This is a genomic window from Streptomyces venetus (assembly GCF_039540295.1).
In the GTDB taxonomy this organism is placed as follows: Bacteria; Actinomycetota; Actinomycetes; order Streptomycetales; family Streptomycetaceae; genus Streptomyces; species Streptomyces venetus.
In genome coordinates, this window is sequence record NZ_BAABET010000002.1 from 364,899 (window position 1) to 381,371 (window position 16,473).

Annotated in this window: 13 protein-coding genes and 1 pseudogene; 1 reads left to right on the top strand and 13 read right to left on the bottom strand. The window is 70.8% G+C overall.

Annotated features, from left to right (window positions below):
- Nucleotides 1–22 precede the first annotated feature (22 nt).
- The 8 genes and pseudogenes from ABEA82_RS06555 to ABEA82_RS06590 all read right to left on the bottom strand — a co-directional run bounded on the left by ABEA82_RS06555 (nucleotide 23) and on the right by ABEA82_RS06590 (nucleotide 7,940).
- Nucleotides 23–637 carry a response regulator transcription factor gene (locus ABEA82_RS06555; protein WP_345660414.1) on the bottom strand — a complete coding sequence of 205 codons (615 nt, stop codon included), beginning with the start codon at nucleotides 635–637 and terminating at the stop codon, nucleotides 23–25.
- Nucleotides 634–1,797, bottom strand: a complete 1,164-nt coding sequence (locus ABEA82_RS06560; RefSeq protein WP_345660415.1) for a sensor histidine kinase — start codon at nucleotides 1,795–1,797, stop codon at nucleotides 634–636. The genes ABEA82_RS06555 and ABEA82_RS06560 overlap by 4 nt, the downstream gene beginning before the upstream one ends.
- Nucleotides 1,794–2,534, bottom strand: coding sequence for an ABC transporter permease (locus ABEA82_RS06565; protein WP_345660416.1), 741 nt, complete (start codon nucleotides 2,532–2,534; stop codon nucleotides 1,794–1,796). The genes ABEA82_RS06560 and ABEA82_RS06565 overlap by 4 nt, the downstream gene beginning before the upstream one ends.
- Nucleotides 2,531–3,379: pseudogene (locus ABEA82_RS06570) on the bottom strand (ABC transporter ATP-binding protein); the annotation flags it as partial. The pseudogene ABEA82_RS06570 and the gene ABEA82_RS06565, both read right to left, overlap by 4 nt.
- A gap of 313 nt (nucleotides 3,380–3,692) precedes the next feature.
- The gene (locus ABEA82_RS06575) at nucleotides 3,693–6,293 is read right to left on the bottom strand and encodes a hypothetical protein (protein ID WP_345660418.1); all 2,601 of its coding nucleotides are present in this window, start codon (nucleotides 6,291–6,293) and stop codon (nucleotides 3,693–3,695) included.
- 156 nt (nucleotides 6,294–6,449) lie between these two features.
- Nucleotides 6,450–6,860: a DUF6113 family protein gene (locus ABEA82_RS06580; protein WP_345660419.1), complete on the bottom strand. Its 411-nt coding sequence runs from the start codon at nucleotides 6,858–6,860 to the stop codon at nucleotides 6,450–6,452.
- A complete protein-coding gene (gene mshB, locus ABEA82_RS06585) occupies nucleotides 6,857–7,717 on the bottom strand; it encodes an N-acetyl-1-D-myo-inositol-2-amino-2-deoxy-alpha-D-glucopyranoside deacetylase (protein WP_345660420.1) in 861 nt (286 codons plus the stop codon). The genes ABEA82_RS06580 and mshB overlap by 4 nt, the downstream gene beginning before the upstream one ends.
- A gap of 28 nt (nucleotides 7,718–7,745) precedes the next feature.
- Nucleotides 7,746–7,940: a hypothetical protein gene (locus ABEA82_RS06590; protein WP_003992731.1), complete on the bottom strand. Its 195-nt coding sequence runs from the start codon at nucleotides 7,938–7,940 to the stop codon at nucleotides 7,746–7,748.
- A gap of 177 nt (nucleotides 7,941–8,117) precedes the next feature.
- Between ABEA82_RS06590 and ABEA82_RS06595 the strand changes: the two genes are divergently transcribed.
- Nucleotides 8,118–10,244, top strand: coding sequence for a prolyl oligopeptidase family serine peptidase (locus tag ABEA82_RS06595; RefSeq protein ID WP_345660421.1), 2,127 nt, complete (start codon nucleotides 8,118–8,120; stop codon nucleotides 10,242–10,244).
- A gap of 166 nt (nucleotides 10,245–10,410) precedes the next feature.
- Here ABEA82_RS06595 and ABEA82_RS06600 read toward each other — a convergent pair whose 3' ends face one another.
- The 5 genes from ABEA82_RS06600 to ABEA82_RS06620 form a co-directional block, all read right to left on the bottom strand.
- Nucleotides 10,411–11,559 carry an ABC transporter ATP-binding protein gene (locus ABEA82_RS06600; protein ID WP_345660422.1) on the bottom strand — a complete coding sequence of 383 codons (1,149 nt, stop codon included), beginning with the start codon at nucleotides 11,557–11,559 and terminating at the stop codon, nucleotides 10,411–10,413.
- Nucleotides 11,552–12,610, bottom strand: coding sequence for an ABC transporter ATP-binding protein (locus ABEA82_RS06605; RefSeq protein ID WP_345660423.1), 1,059 nt, complete (start codon nucleotides 12,608–12,610; stop codon nucleotides 11,552–11,554). The genes ABEA82_RS06600 and ABEA82_RS06605 overlap by 8 nt, the downstream gene beginning before the upstream one ends.
- An 11-nt stretch (nucleotides 12,611–12,621) precedes the next feature.
- Entirely contained in the window at nucleotides 12,622–13,590 is a 969-nt protein-coding gene (locus ABEA82_RS06610) for an ABC transporter permease (RefSeq protein WP_345660424.1), read from the bottom strand.
- A complete protein-coding gene (locus ABEA82_RS06615; RefSeq protein ID WP_345660425.1) occupies nucleotides 13,583–14,509 on the bottom strand; it encodes an ABC transporter permease in 927 nt (308 codons plus the stop codon). The genes ABEA82_RS06610 and ABEA82_RS06615 overlap by 8 nt, the downstream gene beginning before the upstream one ends.
- A 147-nt stretch (nucleotides 14,510–14,656) precedes the next feature.
- Entirely contained in the window at nucleotides 14,657–16,297 is a 1,641-nt protein-coding gene (locus ABEA82_RS06620) for a peptide ABC transporter substrate-binding protein (protein ID WP_345660426.1), read from the bottom strand.
- Nucleotides 16,298–16,473 lie beyond the last annotated feature (176 nt).

A 16,473-nucleotide genomic window follows, 5' to 3' on the forward strand; every position in this document is an offset into this window, starting at 1 on the left:
CCGCGCCCCTTCGGGGCCCGTTCTACAACCAGCCTTTTTCGCGCGCCACTCGGACCGCCTCCGCGCGGTTGCGGACCGCCAGCTTCTGGATCGCCGTGGAGAGGTAGTTGCGGACCGTGCCCTGGGAGAGGTGCAGGGTCGCCGCCAGTTCCGCGTTCGTGGAGCCGTCGGCGGCCGCTCGCAGGACTTCTCGTTCCCGGTCCGTCAGCGGGTTGGCGCCCTCCGCCAGGGCCGCTGCCGCGAGGGTGGGGTCGATGACGCGTTCGCCGGTGAGGACCTTGCGGACCGCCTCGGCGAGCTGGGCGGCGGGGGCGTCCTTGACCAGGAAGGCGTCGGCGCCGGACTCCATGGCGCTGCGGAGATAGCCGGGGCGGCCGAAGGTGGTGAGGATGACCAGCTTCACGGCCGGGAGTTCGGCGTGCAGCAGGGCCGCGGCCTCTATGCCCGTCGCACCGGGCATCTCGATGTCCAGCAGGGCCACGTCGACGGCGTGTGCCCGGGCCGCCGGCAGGACCTCGTCGCCGCGGGCCACCTGGGCGACGACCTCGATGTCCTCCTCAAGGCCGAGCAGGGCGGCCAGGGCCTCGCGGACCATCGACTGGTCCTCGGCGAGCAGGACCTTGATCGTGCGGCTCATGCCGGGGATCCTACGTCCGCCGGTCCGGCCGTGGGCACGCGGGCGACCAGGCGGAAGCCGTGCTTGAGCGGAGCGGCCTCCAGGGTGCCGCCCGCCTTCGTCAGGCGTTCGGTGAGGCCCGTGAGGCCGTTGCCGTGGCCGCCCCGGCCGCCCGAGCCGTTGTCCTCGACGGTGAGTTCGAGCACAGGGCCGTCGAGGGTCTGGCGGCGCAGCAGCTCGACCGTGCAGCGGCGGGCCCCGCTGTGCCGTACGACGTTGGTGACCGCCTCGCGCAGCGCCCAGGCCAGGGCGGACTCGCTCTCCTCGCCGACGTCGGCGAGGTCGGTGCCGGCGGGCAGCTCGGCGGTGACACCGGCGGCGGTGAGGGCGACCCGGGCACCGGCGAGTTCGGCGCTCATCCGGGGGCGGCGGTAGCCGGTGACGGCCTCGCGGACGTCGACCAGGGCCTGTCGGCTGACCTGTTCGATGTCGGCGACCTGCTGGGCGGCCTTGCCGGGATGGTCGGGGAGCATCCGGCCGGCCAGCTCGCTCTTGAGGGTGATCAGGGAGAGCGAGTGACCGAGCAGGTCGTGCAGGTCCCTGGCCAGGCGCAGCCGTTCCTCGTTGGCGGCGAGCTGGGCGACGGTGGCGCGGGCCTCTCGCAGCGCGATGGTCGTCCGGACGAGTTCGCGTACCCCGGTCATCGCGAAGCCGCCCAGCAGGGCCGGTATGAGCAGGCCGGCCAGGAAGGAGTGGCCGTCCGGCACCGCGAGCGCCACGGCGGTCAGCAGCGCGCAGGTGGCCGGGATCGTCCAGCGCGCCATGCGCAGCGGCAGGGCCGCCCCGGACGCGATCGAGACGTACACGAAGAGCACCAGCCACTCGCGGCCCAGGGTGAGGGCGAGGAGGGTGGACTGGGCCGCGAGGACCCCGAGGGAGCCGAGCACCAGGCGCTCGCGCTCGCCCCGGCCGGTACGGAAGACCAGCGCCATGTACCAGGCGACGAACGCGGCCAGGCCGAGCCAGCCGAGGATGCTCACCCCCGTGCTGTGGCCACCGTGCAGCAGGTCGGTCACGGGTGCGCTCAGGTAGACCAGCCAGATGCCGGTCCACAGCGACTTCACCGCCCGCTGCTTGCGGTTGACCGGGCGCTGCCCGATGCCGATCCTCACGCCGCTCACGCCTTCAAGGTGTCCTTCCGGTACAGCCAGGCCGCGCCGCCCGCGAACAGGGCGAAGGACACGACGAGGACCGCGAGGTCCTGGACGTGCGGGGCGCGGCTCTGCTCGATGGCCTGCCCCAGGGCAGCGTACGCGTGCGTGGGCAGCCATTCGGCGATGTTCTGGAGCCAGTCGGGGAACGTCGTCGTCGGCATCCACAGGCCGCCGAGCATCGACAGGCCGAAGTAGGTGATCATCGTGATCGGGCGGACCGCGTCGCCGCTCGCCAGGTAGCCGAGGGCGACGCCGAGCGCGGCGAAGACCAGGCTGCCGGCCCAGATCGCGCCGGTGAGGGCGAGCCACTGCCAGGCGTCCAGGGTCACGTCCTTCACGGCCGCCGCGACGACGAAGACGATGACGATGGACGGCAGGCTGACGACGGCGGCGCTCGCGGTCTTGGCGAGGACGTATCCACGGCCCGGCAGGGTGGTCAGGCGCAGTTGCCGTACCCAGCCGCCCTCGCGCTCCTTGGCGATGCGCTCGGCGTTGCCCATGAGGACGGCCGTGAGGGCGCCGAAGGAGGCCATGGAGACCATCATGTAGGTCGGCAGGGTCAGGGCGCTGCCGGGCACCTTCGTGGTGCTGTCGGCGTTGCCCGCGATGATCAGGAACAGCACCGACGGGTAGATCACGGAGAAGAACAGGAACTTGCGGTTGCGCAGGGCGCGCGCGAGTTCCAGCTTGATCAGGCTGTTCACTTCGACTTCGCCTCCTCGGCGGCCGTGATGGCGACGAAGGCCTGCTCGAGGCCGAGTCCGGCGACTTCGAGATTGCGGGGGTGGACACCGAGGCCGTACAGGGCGTGGACGGTGGCGTCGGCGTCGGTGGACTGGATGCGGACGGTCCGGCCGGAGACGGCCAGGGAGGTCAGGAAGGGCAGGCCGCGCAGGGCCGCCTCGTCCACGGGGTCCGCCAGGTCGAAGGAGACGCGGCGGGCGCCGGCCTTGGCCTTGATCTCGGCGGCGGTGCCGTCGGCGAGGAGCCGGCCGCGGTGCAGGACCAGGACCCGGTCGGCGACGGCGTCGGCCTCTTCGAGGTAGTGGGTGGCGAACAGCACGGTCCGGCCCTGGCCGGCCTGCTCGCGCATGGTGGCCCAGAAGGCCTGGCGGGTGGTGACGTCCATGCCGGTGGTGGGCTCGTCCAGGACGATGAGGTCGCTGTCGCCGGCGGTGGCGAGGGCGAAGCGGACGCGCTGGGCCTGGCCGCCGGAGAGCTTGTCGACCTTGCGGTCGGCGAGCTGCGTGATGCCCGCGCGGGACAGCACCTCGGAGGGCCGGTACGGCTTCGGGTGCAGATCGCAGGCGAGCCGCACCAGTTCGGCGACGGTGACCTCGTCCATCAGCCCGCCGCTCTGCAGCATGGCTCCCACCCGCCCGGCGACGATGGCGTCCCGGGGGCTGGTGCCGAACAGGCGGACCGTGCCGCGGTCCGGATTCTTGAGGCCGAGGAGCAGGTCGAGGGTGGTGGACTTGCCGGCGCCGTTGGGGCCCAGCAGCGCCACCGTCTCGCCGGGGCGGAGGGCGAGGGTCAGTCCGTCCACGGCCCGGACGGTGCCGTACGCCTTGCTCACCTGGTCGAACGCGACCACCGAGGCTGTCGTTGTCATGCGGTCATGGTGGCTTCCAAGGCGCCGGCGGAGGCAGTGTCGGGCGTCCCGAGTGCCGCGTGACAGTTGTCATGCCGGGGTCGCGCGGGGGTGGCCGACGGGTCGCGCGGTGCCGACGGCCCGTTCGCCAAGTCGACCAGCTCGGCCTCCCTCGGGCCCGGTACTGCGTCACGCGTCCGTGACGGCAGCACGCCCGTGACGACGAAGCCCCTGCCCGGTCCGGGCAGGGGCTTCGTCGTCCACGCCGGGATCAGTTCGGGGTGGTGTCGATGACCGCGGTGCGCTCCGCCGTCGTCTTGCCGCGCAGCGCCTTGCGCAGCGCGGTGACGACGTCCTGGGGCAGCACGTCACGCTTGCCCGTGGCGGTCTCGATCTGCACGCCGTCGAAGGTCTTGCCGTACGCCTCCTTGAGCGCTTCCAGGTCGTACGTCTCCACGAGCTTGCCGTCGACGGCCTTGAACCCGAGGATCTTCGGCAGTGACAGCGCTCCGAACGGGATGCTGTGCGCCGCGTCGGTCTGCACGATGGCCTTGGCCGACATCGCGGGCTGGGCGAAGTCCTTCAGCACCCGGTCGACCTCGGCGTTCGAGACGGTCGGCTGCCGGGTGGTGGTCGGGAGGTTCACCGGGCCGGCCGTGCCCGTCTCCACCTGCGTGCGGTAGGCCTCCTCGATCGCCGCGGTCGACTTGGCGACGTCGATGCCCTTGCCCGTCTTGCCGTACACGGGGACGGCCTTGCCGCCCTGGAACTTGATGGTGCCGTCGGACGCCGAGCCGGAGCCGCCGGCGGCACCCTCCAGGGACGCGTGCAGCTTCTCCTCGTCCACGGGCATGACGGGCGTGACGACACGGTGGTTGCCGAAGAGCGAGCCGATCACGGAGACCGGGTTGTAGTCGCTCTTCGCCGCCGCGTCGGCCGTGGCGTCCATGTCGAACTGGAGTCCGGCCTTGTCGGGGTCGAGGGACACGGTCTTGCCCTCCACCGAGAGCTTCAGCGGCTTGCCCGCGTTGGCGTCGAAGGCCTCGTCGAGCTTCTTGACCGCGCCGTCACGGGTGGTGCCGCCGATGTCGACGCCGAGCACACTGGTGCCCTTGGGCACGTCGGTGCGGTTCATCAGCAGCCCGGCGCCGTAGACGCCACCGGCGACGACCACCACACCGGCCGCGAGCAGCACGAGCTTGTTGCGGCCCTTCTTCTTCGGCGCCTTCGAGGAGTTCGCCGGGGGCGGGGAGACCGGCTCGGGCAGCTTCGGGGCCGTGTGGGGCACCGGGCCGTCGCCGGGCGCGCCCGGGCCGTACTGCGAGGCCGCGCCGGGCGGTACGACGGGGATGCCGCTGGTGACGGTGTGCCCGGAGACGTTGTCGTGGCGTGCGCCGGCGTAACCCTGGCCCTCCGGGGGTTCGGGGGCAGGCTTCTGCGGGGTCAGGATGGCGGTGTCGTCGCTCATACCGCCGCCGGGGCCATGACCCGGAGCGCCCGGGGCGCCGGGGGTGGCGGGTGCGCCGGGGGCGGCCGGAGAAGCGGCGTTACGGGCTCCGGTGGGGCCGCCCGGGGCGCCGCCCCTCGGACCGGGACCGCCAGGACCGCCGGGACCGCCGGGACCGCCAGGACCGCCGGGACCGCCGGGACCGCCGAGGCCGCCTGGACCGCCGGGGCCGGTCGGGGCGCCGGGGCCTCCGGGGCCGGAGGGCGCGCCGGGGCCGCCAGGGCGGCCGGGGTCGTTGAAGCCGCCGGGGGCACCGGGCGCACCGGGCCTGCCCTGCTCGGCGAAGCCGCCGGGCCCACCGGGACCGCCCGGGCGACCGGGCTCGTCGATACCGCCGGGACCGCCAGGACCGCCGGGACCACCGGGTCGCCCGGAGTCGCGGAAAGCACCGGGTCCGCCGGACGGCGGGAGCATCGGGCTGTCACCGGTGACCGGACCGCCGGTGGGGCCCGCCGGGCCCGGAGTGCCCTGCCCGCCCCGGCCGCCGGGTCCACCGGCGCCGTTGGGCGCGCCCGGGCCCCCCTGACCACCGTAGGCGCCTTGTCCGTTCTGCCCGTTCTGCCCTCGGTCGTTCTCCGAGAAGAACGGCAGGTCGTCCCGGCGCGGTTCGCCACTGCCCGGGGCGGGACGCGAACCGTTGCCCAGCGGGCCCGCCGCCAGAGCCTCGGTGACGTCGAAGGAGCCGGTACCGCCGCCGTGCCCGGGAGCGACGGGTCCGCCGGTCGCACCGCCCGGCAGCCCGGAGCCGTTGGTGCCGCCGGGCCGGGAACCGCCCGGAGCGCTCATGGAGCCGACCACGCCGCCCGGACGCCCGGCACCCGACGCGCCGGTACCGGGAGCGGCCGTACCCGGTCCGCCCGTTCCGGAACCGCCCGCAGCGGGGCCCGAACCGCCCGGCAGACCGGCGCCGTTGGTGGAGCCGCTCTGCTGGCCCGGCTTGCCCGAGCCGGACTTGCGGGGCGCGAACCAGTCGCTGGTGGGCTTGTCGTCGCCCGGCCGGGCAGGCTCGGCGGGAGGCTCGGCCGTGGCCGCACCCGGGCCCGTGGACGTGGCGGCACCCGGCGCCGTGGCTTCGTCGCCGGGCCCGGCACTCGCACCGGCCCCGGTGTCGTCCGCGCCCTGTGCCCCGGTGACGGGCTTGCGCACCACCACCGGCGGAATGGGCCGCGACCCGGGGATGTTGATCCGGATCCGGGTCGTCAGCGTGGTCTCGGTCTTGCGTTCCTCCGGCCGCGTGGACGAACGGGCCGCGTCCGCACCGGCGTCGGAGACCGTCGGGGTCCCGTACGGCGGCGTACCCGACGGGTAGGCGGCTCCGCCGCGCCCGTTGGGCCCGGAGGACGGAGTGTCAGTTTCACGACTCAAGGCAGGTTCTCCCGGTTGGCTCCGCCGCCCGTCACAACCTCACGCGGGCAGCTCGGCGGCGCGCACCACCATACTGGCCACTTCTCGCCCGTATCCCGTGACCGCCGGGGAAACCCACACCGGACCCCCACGCCCACGTTCTGGCGAAGTGGTACGTCACTTGCCAAGTCGGACGGGGTGGCCGTCCGGTTGCCGCCCCGGACCGAGGGTGGCACACATCACAGCCACGGCGATGCCGCCGAGCAGGAAGAGGTAGGAGCCGCTCCCGGCGGCGAAGAGGAAGTCTCCCTCGGGGCGGCCGGCGGTGAGCAGGGTGACGGCGAGGATCCAGCCTCCGGCGGCCGCGACGCCCCCGACCCGGCTGCGGGTGAGGCGCGCGGCACCGAGGACGAGACCGGCCTCACCGGCGAGCGCGAGCAGCAGTCCGCCCGGGAACCACCCGGGCTGCACCAGCGCCCCGGCCACGCAGACCACGGCTCCCAGCACGAAGAGCCCGAGGAAGGCGGCGGCCCGTGAGACGGACGGCGGCCGCAGCGGCTGGGCGAGCATCGGGGTCCGGTCGTTCATGAGGCCTCCTCGACGCCGGCGAACAGGTCCGTCTCCCGCTCCCCGGGGCCCCCTTCACCCCGCACCAGCTCGTAGTACTCCGTGGTGAGGATCGGCTGGGCGAGCTCGTTGGACAGCACGAAGTACGGCGCGGCCACGGTGATCTGGGTGGCGTGGGCGCGCATCGCGGCGGCCTTGGCGGCGGCGTGGGCGGTGCCGTCCACGGCGGTGGTGACGCGCTCGTCGGCCACGACGCCCGGCACGTCGTCGACGGCGGCCGACTTGGCGAAGGGCAGCCCGGGCAGGTCCTCCTGGAGCCGGGCGAAGGACTGCTCCACAACGGACCGGGGGACCCGGTTCCAGTAGACCTTCGGGATCTTCCAACCGGCCTCGGCGGACAGTTCCGCTGCGCGCATGGCGACGCGGTGCGCCTGGATGTGGTCGGGGTGGCCGTAGCCGCCGTCGTCGTCGTAGGTGACGAGGACCTGCGGGCGTACCTCGCGGATCACCTCGACGAGGTGAGCGGCAGCCTCGTCGACGTCGGCCTGCCAGAAGCAGGCGGGGTCGTCGTTGTCGGGCAGGCCCATCATCCCGGAGTCGCTGTAGCGTCCGGCGCCGCCGAGCAGACGGACGTCCTGGACACCGAGCTCGGCCATGGCGGCGCCGAGCTCACGGCGGCGGTGCCGGCCCAGGGCGGCACCGGTCAGGTGGGCGAGCTCCGGCGGGATGACCTCGCCGCGCTCCCCCAGGGTGCAGGTGACCAGGGTGACGTGGGCACCCTCGGCCGCGTACCTGGCCATGGTCGCGCCGTTGTTGATCGACTCGTCGTCCGGGTGCGCGTGCACCAGCAAAAGACGCCGGTCGGGCAGTTCCGTCATGGGGCCAGCCTACGAGGTCCCAGGACGGTCAGAACTTGATGCTGCCGATCATGCCCGCGATGTTCGTCGTCAGCTCGCTGATCGTGGGAGCGACGGTCGAGGAGGCCAGGTAGAAGCCGAGCAACATGCAGACGATCGCATGACCCGCCTTCAGCCCTGATTTCTTGATCAGCAGGAAGACGATGATCGCCAGCAGCACCACCGCCGAAATCGAGAGTGCCACGGCGGTTCACCTCCAAAGATCCACAGGGGCGCGGGGGGTCGGACTATGGGGGCATTAAATCCGTACAGCAGCCAGCAGGTTCATACCCACTATGCGACATTGATCATAACTATCCGTCCGTGCGCATCGATCGGCGCACGGCCGCACAAGGGGGCGCATGGCCAATATGGTCAGGGCATGACGACCGAGCCTGACTCCTTCCCCCGACGGCACGCCCGTACCCAGCGCTTCACGCTCGGCGCGCCGCGTTCGTTCACCGTGGCGCCCGACGGTTCACGTGTCGTGTTCCTTCGCTCCAGTTCCGGAACGGACCGGGCGAGTTCCCTGTGGGTCCTCGACACGGAGCAGGGCAGGGAGCGCGTGGCCGCCGACCCGCGCGCGCTGCTGGGCGGCGCCTCGGAGGATCTCTCGCCCGAGGAGCGTGCCCGGCGTGAACGCAGTCGGGAGGGCGGGGCCGGCATCGTCGGGTACGCCACCGACACGGCCGTCGAGTTGGCGTCTTTCACCTTGTCAGGGCGGCTTTTCGCGGCCGAGCTGCGGGCCGGGACGGCGCGTGAACTGCCCGTTCCGGGGCCGGTGATCGACCCGCGTCCGTCGCCCGACGGGCGGCACATCGCCTACGTCGCCCAGGGGGTTCTGCGCGTCGTGGACGCCGAGGGGGACGGCGACCGGGCGCTCGCCGAGCCGGATTCGGAGAATGTCTCATTCGGACTCGCCGAGTTCATCGCCGCCGAGGAGATGGCGCGCTCGCGTGGTTTCTGGTGGGCCCCGGAGTCGGACCGGCTGCTCGTGGCGCGCGTGGACGACACACCGGTGCAGCGGTGGTGGATCTCCGACCCGGCGCATCCGGATCGCGAGCCGCAGCGGGTGGCGTACCCGGCGGCGGGCACCGGCAACGCGGACGTACGGCTGTTCGTCATCGGTCTGGACGGGGTGCGCACGGAGATCGCCTGGGACCGGGCGCGGTACCCGTATCTGGCGCGTGTGCACTGGTCAGCGGCGGGCGCACCCTTGCTGCTCGTACAGGCGCGCGACCAGCGCAGCCAGCTGATCCTGGCCGTGGATCCGGAGTCGGGCGCGACGCGGATGGTGCACGCCGACGAAGATCGAACATGGCTTGATCTTTTCCCCGGGGTGCCGTGCTGGAGCCCGGCCGGGCAGTTGGTCCGGATCGCGGACGAGGGCGGTGCGCGGGTGCTGGCGGTCGGGGAACGGCCGCTCACGGGAGCGCAGTTGCACCTCCGGGCCGTGCTGGACGTCTCCGAGCACGACGTGCTGGTCTCGGCGTCGGCGGGCGAGGAGGCCGCGGAGCCGGAGACGGGCCAGGTGCATGTGTACCGGGTGAACGAGCTGGGCGTGGAGCGGGTGTCCCAGGAGCCGGGCGTGCACACGGCGGCGCGCGCCGGGGGCGTGACCGTCCTGGTCTCGGCGACGCTGGATCGGCCAGGTTCGCGGGTGCGGGTCCTGCGTGACGGAAAGCCGATCGCGACTGTCCCCTCATACGCCGAAGATCCTGGTATGTCCCCCCGCGTGACTCTCACCGAGGGGGGCGCACGCCGCATTCCGTGCGCCGTGCTTATGCCTCGGGACTACGCCGGTGACACCCCCCTGCCGGTGCTCATGGACCCGTATGGCGGGCCGCACGGACAGCGGGTGCTCGCGGCCCACAACCCGTACCTCACCTCGCAGTGGTTCGCGGACCAGGGGTTCGCCGTGATCGTCGCGGACGGCCGGGGCATGCCGGGCCGCTCGCCCGCCTGGGAGAAGGGGATCCACCACGACTTCACCCTGGCTCTGGACGACCAGGTGGAGGCCCTGCACGACCTCGCGAAGAGGTATCCGCTGGACTTGAATCGGGTGGCGATCCGCGGCTGGTCCTTCGGCGGCTGGCTGGCGGGCCTCGCGGTGCTGCGCCGGCCGGACGTCTTCCACGCGGGGATCGCGGGGGCGCCGGTGACGGACTGGCGTCTCTACGACACGCACTACACGGAGCGGTACCTCGGCGACCCGGCGCGGAACCCGGAGTCGTACGCCGGGAGCTCTCTGGTGACCGCCGACGGGCTGTCCTCCCCCGCCGAGCCGCACCGCCCCCTGATGGTCGTGCACGGCCTCGCCGACGACAACGTGGTCGTGGCCCACGCCCTGCGCCTGTCGTCGGCGCTCCTGGCCGCCGGCCGCCCGCACGAGGTCCTGCCGCTGTCCGGGGTCACCCACATCACCCCGCAGGAACAGGTCGCGGAGAACCTGCTGCTCCTCCAGGTCGACTTCCTGAAGCGCTCGCTGGGCATCAGCCGTCCCGCCTGAGCACGGCAACGGGCCGGGGCGCATGATGCGCCCCGGCCCGCTTACGGCACCCGCACGGCCGTACGCTGACCAGCCTGACGCGTCCGTATATCGGGACCGGGTCGGCGAAGTTGCCTGCGTGTTAACGCAGTTCGCGCGGGTTTGTGCAGCTGCGCGACCTCGTGGGTCAGGCCGCGTGGACCACGTCCTTCTCCTCCGCGAAGTGGCAGGCCGACTCGTGGGCCGCCGGGGTGTCGGAGGCCTGGAAGCGCTCCGGGATGGCCAGGAGGGGGGTTTCCTGGGCGCACTTGTCCTGGGCCTTCCAGCAGCGGGTGCGGAAGCGGCAGCCCGAGGGCGGGTTGGCCGGGGACGGGACGTCGCCGGTGAGGATGATGCGCTCGCGGCCCTCGCGGGACTCCGGGTCGGGGACCGGGACCGCCGACAGCAGCGCCTGGGTGTAGGGGTGCGTCGGGTGGTCGTAGATCTCCGTGTCCGTGCCGATCTCGGCCATCTTGCCGAGGTACATGACCCCGACCCGGTCCGAGATGTGCCGGACGATCGACAGGTCGTGCGCGATGAAGAGGTAGGAGAGGTTGAACTCGTCCTGGAGCTTCTCCATCAGGTTGATGACCTGCGCCTGGACGGACACGTCCAGTGCGGAGACCGGCTCGTCGCAGATGATGATCTCGGGGTTGAGTGCGAGGCCCCGGGCGATGCCGATGCGCTGGCGCTGACCGCCCGAGAACTGGTGCGGGTAGCGGTTGATGTACTCGGGGTTGAGGCCGACCACGTCCAGCAGGTCCTGGACCTTGCGGCGGCGGTCGCCCTTCGGGGCCACCTCGGGGTGGATCTCGAAGGTCTCCCCGATGATGTCGCCCACCGTCATACGGGGGTTGAGCGAGGTGTAGGGGTCCTGGAACACCATCTGGATGTTCCGCCGGACCGCCTTCAGCGCACGCCCGGACAGCTTGGTGATGTCCTGGCCCTTGTAGAAGATCTCGCCCGCGGTCGCCTTCTCCAGCATCATCAGCAGCTTGGCGACGGTGGACTTGCCACAGCCGGACTCGCCCACGATGCCGAGGGTCTCGCCCTGGTAGAGGTCGAAGGAGACCCCGTCCACGGCCTTGACCGCGCCGATCTGACGCTTGAACAGGATGCCCTGGGTCAGCGGGAAGTGCTTGACCAGGTTGCGCACCTGAAGGATCGGCTCACCGCGCTCGACCGGCGCCTCGATGGCGGCGACGGCCTCCTCGTCGGTGGCGGCCTCCACCGTCTCGACCTCGGTGACGTTGGGGGTGGCGTCCATGGACTCGTCCGTCTTCTCCAGGTCAGCCATGGATCGTCTCCTTCCAGAAGTGGCACGCGCTGCCGCGGCCGGCCAGCTCGCCGCCGTCCCGCTCGGTGACCGGGTGCAGCGGCGGGACGTCCGTACGGCAGATGTCCTGGGCCTGCGGGCAGCGCGGGTTGAAGGCGCAGCCGGAGGGGATGCGCGTGAGGTTGGGCGGCAGGCCCTTGATCGCGTAGAGCTCGTGGCCCTTCTGGTCCAGGCGCGGGATCGACTCGAGCAGTCCCTTGGTGTAGGGGTGTGCCGGCCGCTTGTACAGCTCGTGCACCGGCGCGGTCTCCACGATCCGGCCCGCGTACATCACCGCGATCTTGTCCGCGACGTCGGCGACGACGCCGAGGTCGTGGGTGATCAGGATCAGGCCCATGTTGTACTCGCGCTGCAGATCCGCGAGCAGGTCCATGACCTGTGCCTGGACCGTCACGTCGAGGGCCGTGGTCGGCTCGTCGGCGATGATCAGGTCCGGCTCCAGGGCGAGCGCCATCGCGATCATGATGCGCTGGCGCATACCGCCGGAGAACTGGTGCGGGTAGTCGCCGACGCGCTCCTTCGCGGCCGGGATCTTCACGCGGTCCATCAGCTCGATGGCCTTGGCCTTGGCTTCCTTCTTGCTCAGGCCCTGGTGGACGCGGAACATCTCGCCGAGCTGGTAGCCGACGGACAGCACCGGGTTCAGCGCGGAGAGCGCGTCCTGGAAGATCATCGCGATCTTGCTGCCCCGGATCTTGCGCCGGGCGTCGCCGGACATGGTGAGCATGTCCTCGCCCCGGTACAGGATCTGGCCCTGGGGGATCCGCCCGGGCGGCATGTCGAGGATGCCCATGATCGCCTGCGCGGTCACGGACTTGCCGGAGCCGGACTCGCCCAGCACGGCGAGGGTCTCGCCCGACCGCACGGTGTAGTTGACGCCGTTGACGGCCTTGGCCACGCCGTCACGGGTGTGGAACTCGACGTGCAGGTCGCGCACTTCGAGCAGGGGGACGTCACCCTCGGCCGCGCCGCGCGGCTCGGGGACGTTCCGGGTCTTGTCGATGGTGGTCACGTACGCCCTCCTCAGCGCAGCTTCGGGTCAAGGGCGTCGCGCACCGCGTCGCCGAGCATGATGAACGCGAAGACCGTGAGGCTGAGCATGCCCGCCGGGAACAGCAGCGCGTGCGGGTTGTCCCGGATCACCTTGCTGCCCTCGGAGATGTCGATGCCCCACGAGATCGTCGGGTCGCTGAGGCCGAGGCCGAGGAACGACAGCGTCGCCTCCGCCGAGATGTAACCGCCGAGGGCGATCGTGGCCACGACGATGGTCGGCGCGACGGCGTTCGGCATCACGTGCCGGAACAGGATCCGCGTGGTGCCGGCGCCGAGCGCGCGGGCCGCCGTCACGTAGTCGGCCTGCTTGGCCGTGATGACGGAGCTGCGCGTGACGCGGGCGATCGAGGTCCAGCCCAGGCAGGCCAGGGCCAGGATGACCACGTACACCTTGCGCTCGGCGAAGGCGTTCAGGACGACCATGGTGCCGAGCAGGAACGGCAGACCGAAGAAGATGTCGACGATCCGGGAGATCACCGAGTCGACCCAGCCGCCGAAGTAGCCCGCCAGCATGCCCAGCAGACCGCCGAGCAGCGTGACCGCCGCGGTCACGAAGACGCCGACGAGGATCGAGGCGCGGGTGCCGTGGATGACACGCGAATAGATGGAGCGGCCCTGCTGGTCGTAGCCGAACCAGTCGGGCTGGAAGAAGTGGCCCAGCTGGGGCTGGCCCAGGTAGTGGTGGACGAGGTCGCCGTCACGCGGGTCGGCGCTGGTGAACCAGCCGGGGAAGACGGCGATCACCACCAGCAGGACCAGCAGCACCGAGGAGACCCAGAACATGGGACGGTGCCTGAGGTCGTACCAGGCGTCACCCCACAGCGAGCGGGCCTTCTCGCTCTTCTTGCCGCTCCCCTTCTCGGGCGCGTCGACGGCCGGCGGGGCCACGGCGTCCACCCGGGCGGAGTCGGTGGTCTCGGCCTTGGTCACGTCAGGCATACCGGATCCTCGGGTCCAGGACCGCGTACAGCAGGTCGATGAGCAGGTTGATCAGGAGGATGACGAGGACGAGGACCGTCACCACACCCGTGACCGTCGAGCCCTCGCTCGTCTGGATCGCCCTGTAGAGGAGGTTGCCGACACCCTGGATGTTGAAGATGCCCTCGGTGATGACCGCGCCGCCGATGAAGCCGCCGACGTCGGTGCCGATGAAGGTCACCACCGGGATCAGCGAGTTGCGCAGCAGGTGGACACCGATGATGCGGCGCCGGGGCAGGCCCTTGGCGAGCGCGGTGCGCATGTAGTCGGCCCGCAGGTTCTCGGCGAAGGTCGTCCGGGTCAGCCGGGCCACGTACGCCATGGACAGCATGGCGAGGACGAAGGCCGGCAGGAACAACTGTGAGAAGTCCGTGGAGTCCTGGACGTTGGGCGGTAGCCAGCCGAGTTCGTCCGCGAAGATGAACCGGGCGATGAAGCCGAGGACGAAGACCGGGATGGAGATCACGGTCAGCGTGAAGACCAGGACACCGGTGTCCGCGGCCTTGCCGGCCCGCAGACCGGCCCACGCGCCGAGGCCGACACCGATGATGATCTCGATGGTGATGGCCAGCAGCGTCAGCCGCAGTGTCACCGGGAAGGCCTCGGACATGAGCTCGGTGACCGGACGGCCCGCGAGGTTCTTGCCGAAGTCTCCCTGGAGGAGATTCCACATGTAGTGGACGTACTGCTCGAGGACGGGCTTGTCGAAGCCGTACTCGCGCTTGATCTGCGCGATCTGTGCGGGATCGGGAGCCTTGTCCCCGTAGATGGCCCGGACCGGGTCGCCCGGCAGGATGTGGACCATCAGGAAGATCAACAGAGTTGTCCCGATGAAGATCGGGATCATCTGGAGCAGTCGCCTGGCGGCGTAGCGCCCCATCTTGCGCCTCCATGCCGTGAGGGGTCGGCGAGGCCTGCGCACTCATCTCTACCGCAGGTCGGGGGGTGAGGTGGAGGCCTGTGCCTACGGACCGGTGCCGCCGCTCCCCTTTTCCGGGAGGGGCGGCACCGGCCTGCGGTCGTCTTGTTACTTCTGCTTGACCTGGATCTGGTCGAAGATCGGGTCACCGTCCTGGCCGTACTTGATCTTGCCCAGGATGTTGACCGACTGACCGCTGTTGACCTTGTAGAACCAGAGCGGGATGGCCGGCATGTCCTTGGCGAGGAGCTGCTCCGCCTCCTGGTACTTGGCCACCGTCTCGTCGATCGAGCCGGCCTTGTCCGCCTCGGAGCTCAGCTTGTCGAACTCCTTGTTGGAGTAACCGCTGGTGTTACCGGCCGACGTGGTGCCGTACAGGTCGCGCATGAAGTTCGAGTTGACCGGGTAGTCGAGCACCCAGCCACCGCGGTACATGGACTTGACCTGGTCCTTGTCACGGGCGTCGAGGTCGGCCTGGAAGGTCGGCTTCGGGTCGCCGGTGCACTCCACGCCGGTGGCCTTGCGGATCGAGTTGCAGACCGCGTCGACCCACGGCTTGTGGTCCTGGTCGGCGTTGTACTGGATCTGGATCTTGTTGCCCGGGACGCCGCCGCCCTCCTGGACGAGCTTCTTGGCCTGGGCCGGGTCGAACTTGACGATGTCGCCGAGCGCGCCCTTCTTGTAGCCGAGGACGCCCGGGGCGACGTAGGAGTCGGCCGGGGTACGCGTGCTCTGGAGGACGGTCTTGGTGATCGTCTGGCGGTCGATCGCCATGGACAGACCCTGGATGACCTTGGGGTCGATGTCCTTGAACTGCTTGGTGTAGAACGCCGGGACGATCGACTGGACGGCCGAGTACGGCTGGTCGATGGCGCGGTCGCCGAGGTCCGACTTGTAGTTCGTCAGCGCGGTGGTCGGGACCTGCTCGATCCAGTCCACGTTGTTGGAGCGCAGGTCGGAGTACGCGGCGTCGGCGGTCGTGTAGTTCTTGAAGTCGATGCCGCCGTTCTTGGCCTTGTTCGGGCCCTGGTAGTCCGCGAACTTGCGGACCTTGATGAGCTTGTTGTGCTCCCAGGAGACGAACTTGTACGGGCCGTTGCCGATCGGCTTCTGGCCGAAGCCCTTCGGGTCCTTGAAGAAGGCCTCGGGCAGCGGGGCCCACACGTCGTAGCCCAGCTTGTACGCGAAGTACGAGACCGGCTGCGTCAGCTTGATGGTGAAGGTGTTGTCGTCGACGACCTTCAGGCCCGACATCTTGTCGGACTTCGGGGCACCCTTCTCCGGGTGCACCTGGTCGAAGCCCACGATGTCGGCGAACCAGCTGGAGTTGGTCTGGTTGTTCTTGATGTTGGCCGACCAGTTCCAGGAGTCCACGTAGGACTTGGCGGTGACCGGGGTGCCGTCGTGGAACTTCCAGCCCGGCTTGAGCTTGACGGTCCACTCGGACGAGTCGTCGTTCGGCGTGACCGACTCGGCGTTGACGTACTCGAGCTTGCCGGTGCCGGGCTCGTAGTCGACCAGACCCGCGAAGATCGTGCGCAGGACACGGCTGCCCTGGCTCTCCTTGGCGTTGGCCGGCTGCAGCGGGTTCTGAGGCTCGCTCAGCTGCGCAGTGACGATGCCGTTCGGGTCGGCCTTCCCCTTGTTCATGTCGTCGCCGGCGCTGTCGTCGCCGCCGCCGCAGGCGGTGGCGGCCAGGGCGACGACTATCGCCCCCGCGACCCACTTGGCGCTCTTGGCACCGCGCATGGGTTCCTCCTATGAAGTCATTGGTTCACCGCGAAGGGAGCACAGGACAGATCACCGCCACCGCCCGTCGCCGGTGCCGGATTTCGTCAGGTGCCCCCGCGCTCGTGAGTCGGCGCCGCCTCCAGCGCATGACCCGTTCATCCGAGCTCTACGCGCCTAACTATCTGCCAAACGCC

Excerpts from the sequence above, each read along its gene's own strand:
- ABEA82_RS06555 (WP_345660414.1), bottom strand. The coding sequence starts at position 637 with ATGAGCCGCACGATCAAGGTCCTGCTCGCCGAGGACCAGTCGATGGTC.
- ABEA82_RS06580 (WP_345660419.1), bottom strand. The coding sequence starts at position 6,860 with ATGAACGACCGGACCCCGATGCTCGCCCAGCCGCTGCGGCCGCCGTCC.
- mshB (WP_345660420.1), bottom strand. The coding sequence starts at position 7,717 with ATGACGGAACTGCCCGACCGGCGTCTTTTGCTGGTGCACGCGCACCCG.
- ABEA82_RS06595 (WP_345660421.1), top strand. The coding sequence starts at position 8,118 with ATGACGACCGAGCCTGACTCCTTCCCCCGACGGCACGCCCGTACCCAG.
- ABEA82_RS06600 (WP_345660422.1), bottom strand. The coding sequence starts at position 11,559 with ATGGCTGACCTGGAGAAGACGGACGAGTCCATGGACGCCACCCCCAAC.
- ABEA82_RS06610 (WP_345660424.1), bottom strand. The coding sequence starts at position 13,590 with ATGCCTGACGTGACCAAGGCCGAGACCACCGACTCCGCCCGGGTGGAC.
- ABEA82_RS06615 (WP_345660425.1), bottom strand. The coding sequence starts at position 14,509 with ATGGGGCGCTACGCCGCCAGGCGACTGCTCCAGATGATCCCGATCTTC.
- ABEA82_RS06620 (WP_345660426.1), bottom strand. The coding sequence starts at position 16,297 with ATGCGCGGTGCCAAGAGCGCCAAGTGGGTCGCGGGGGCGATAGTCGTC.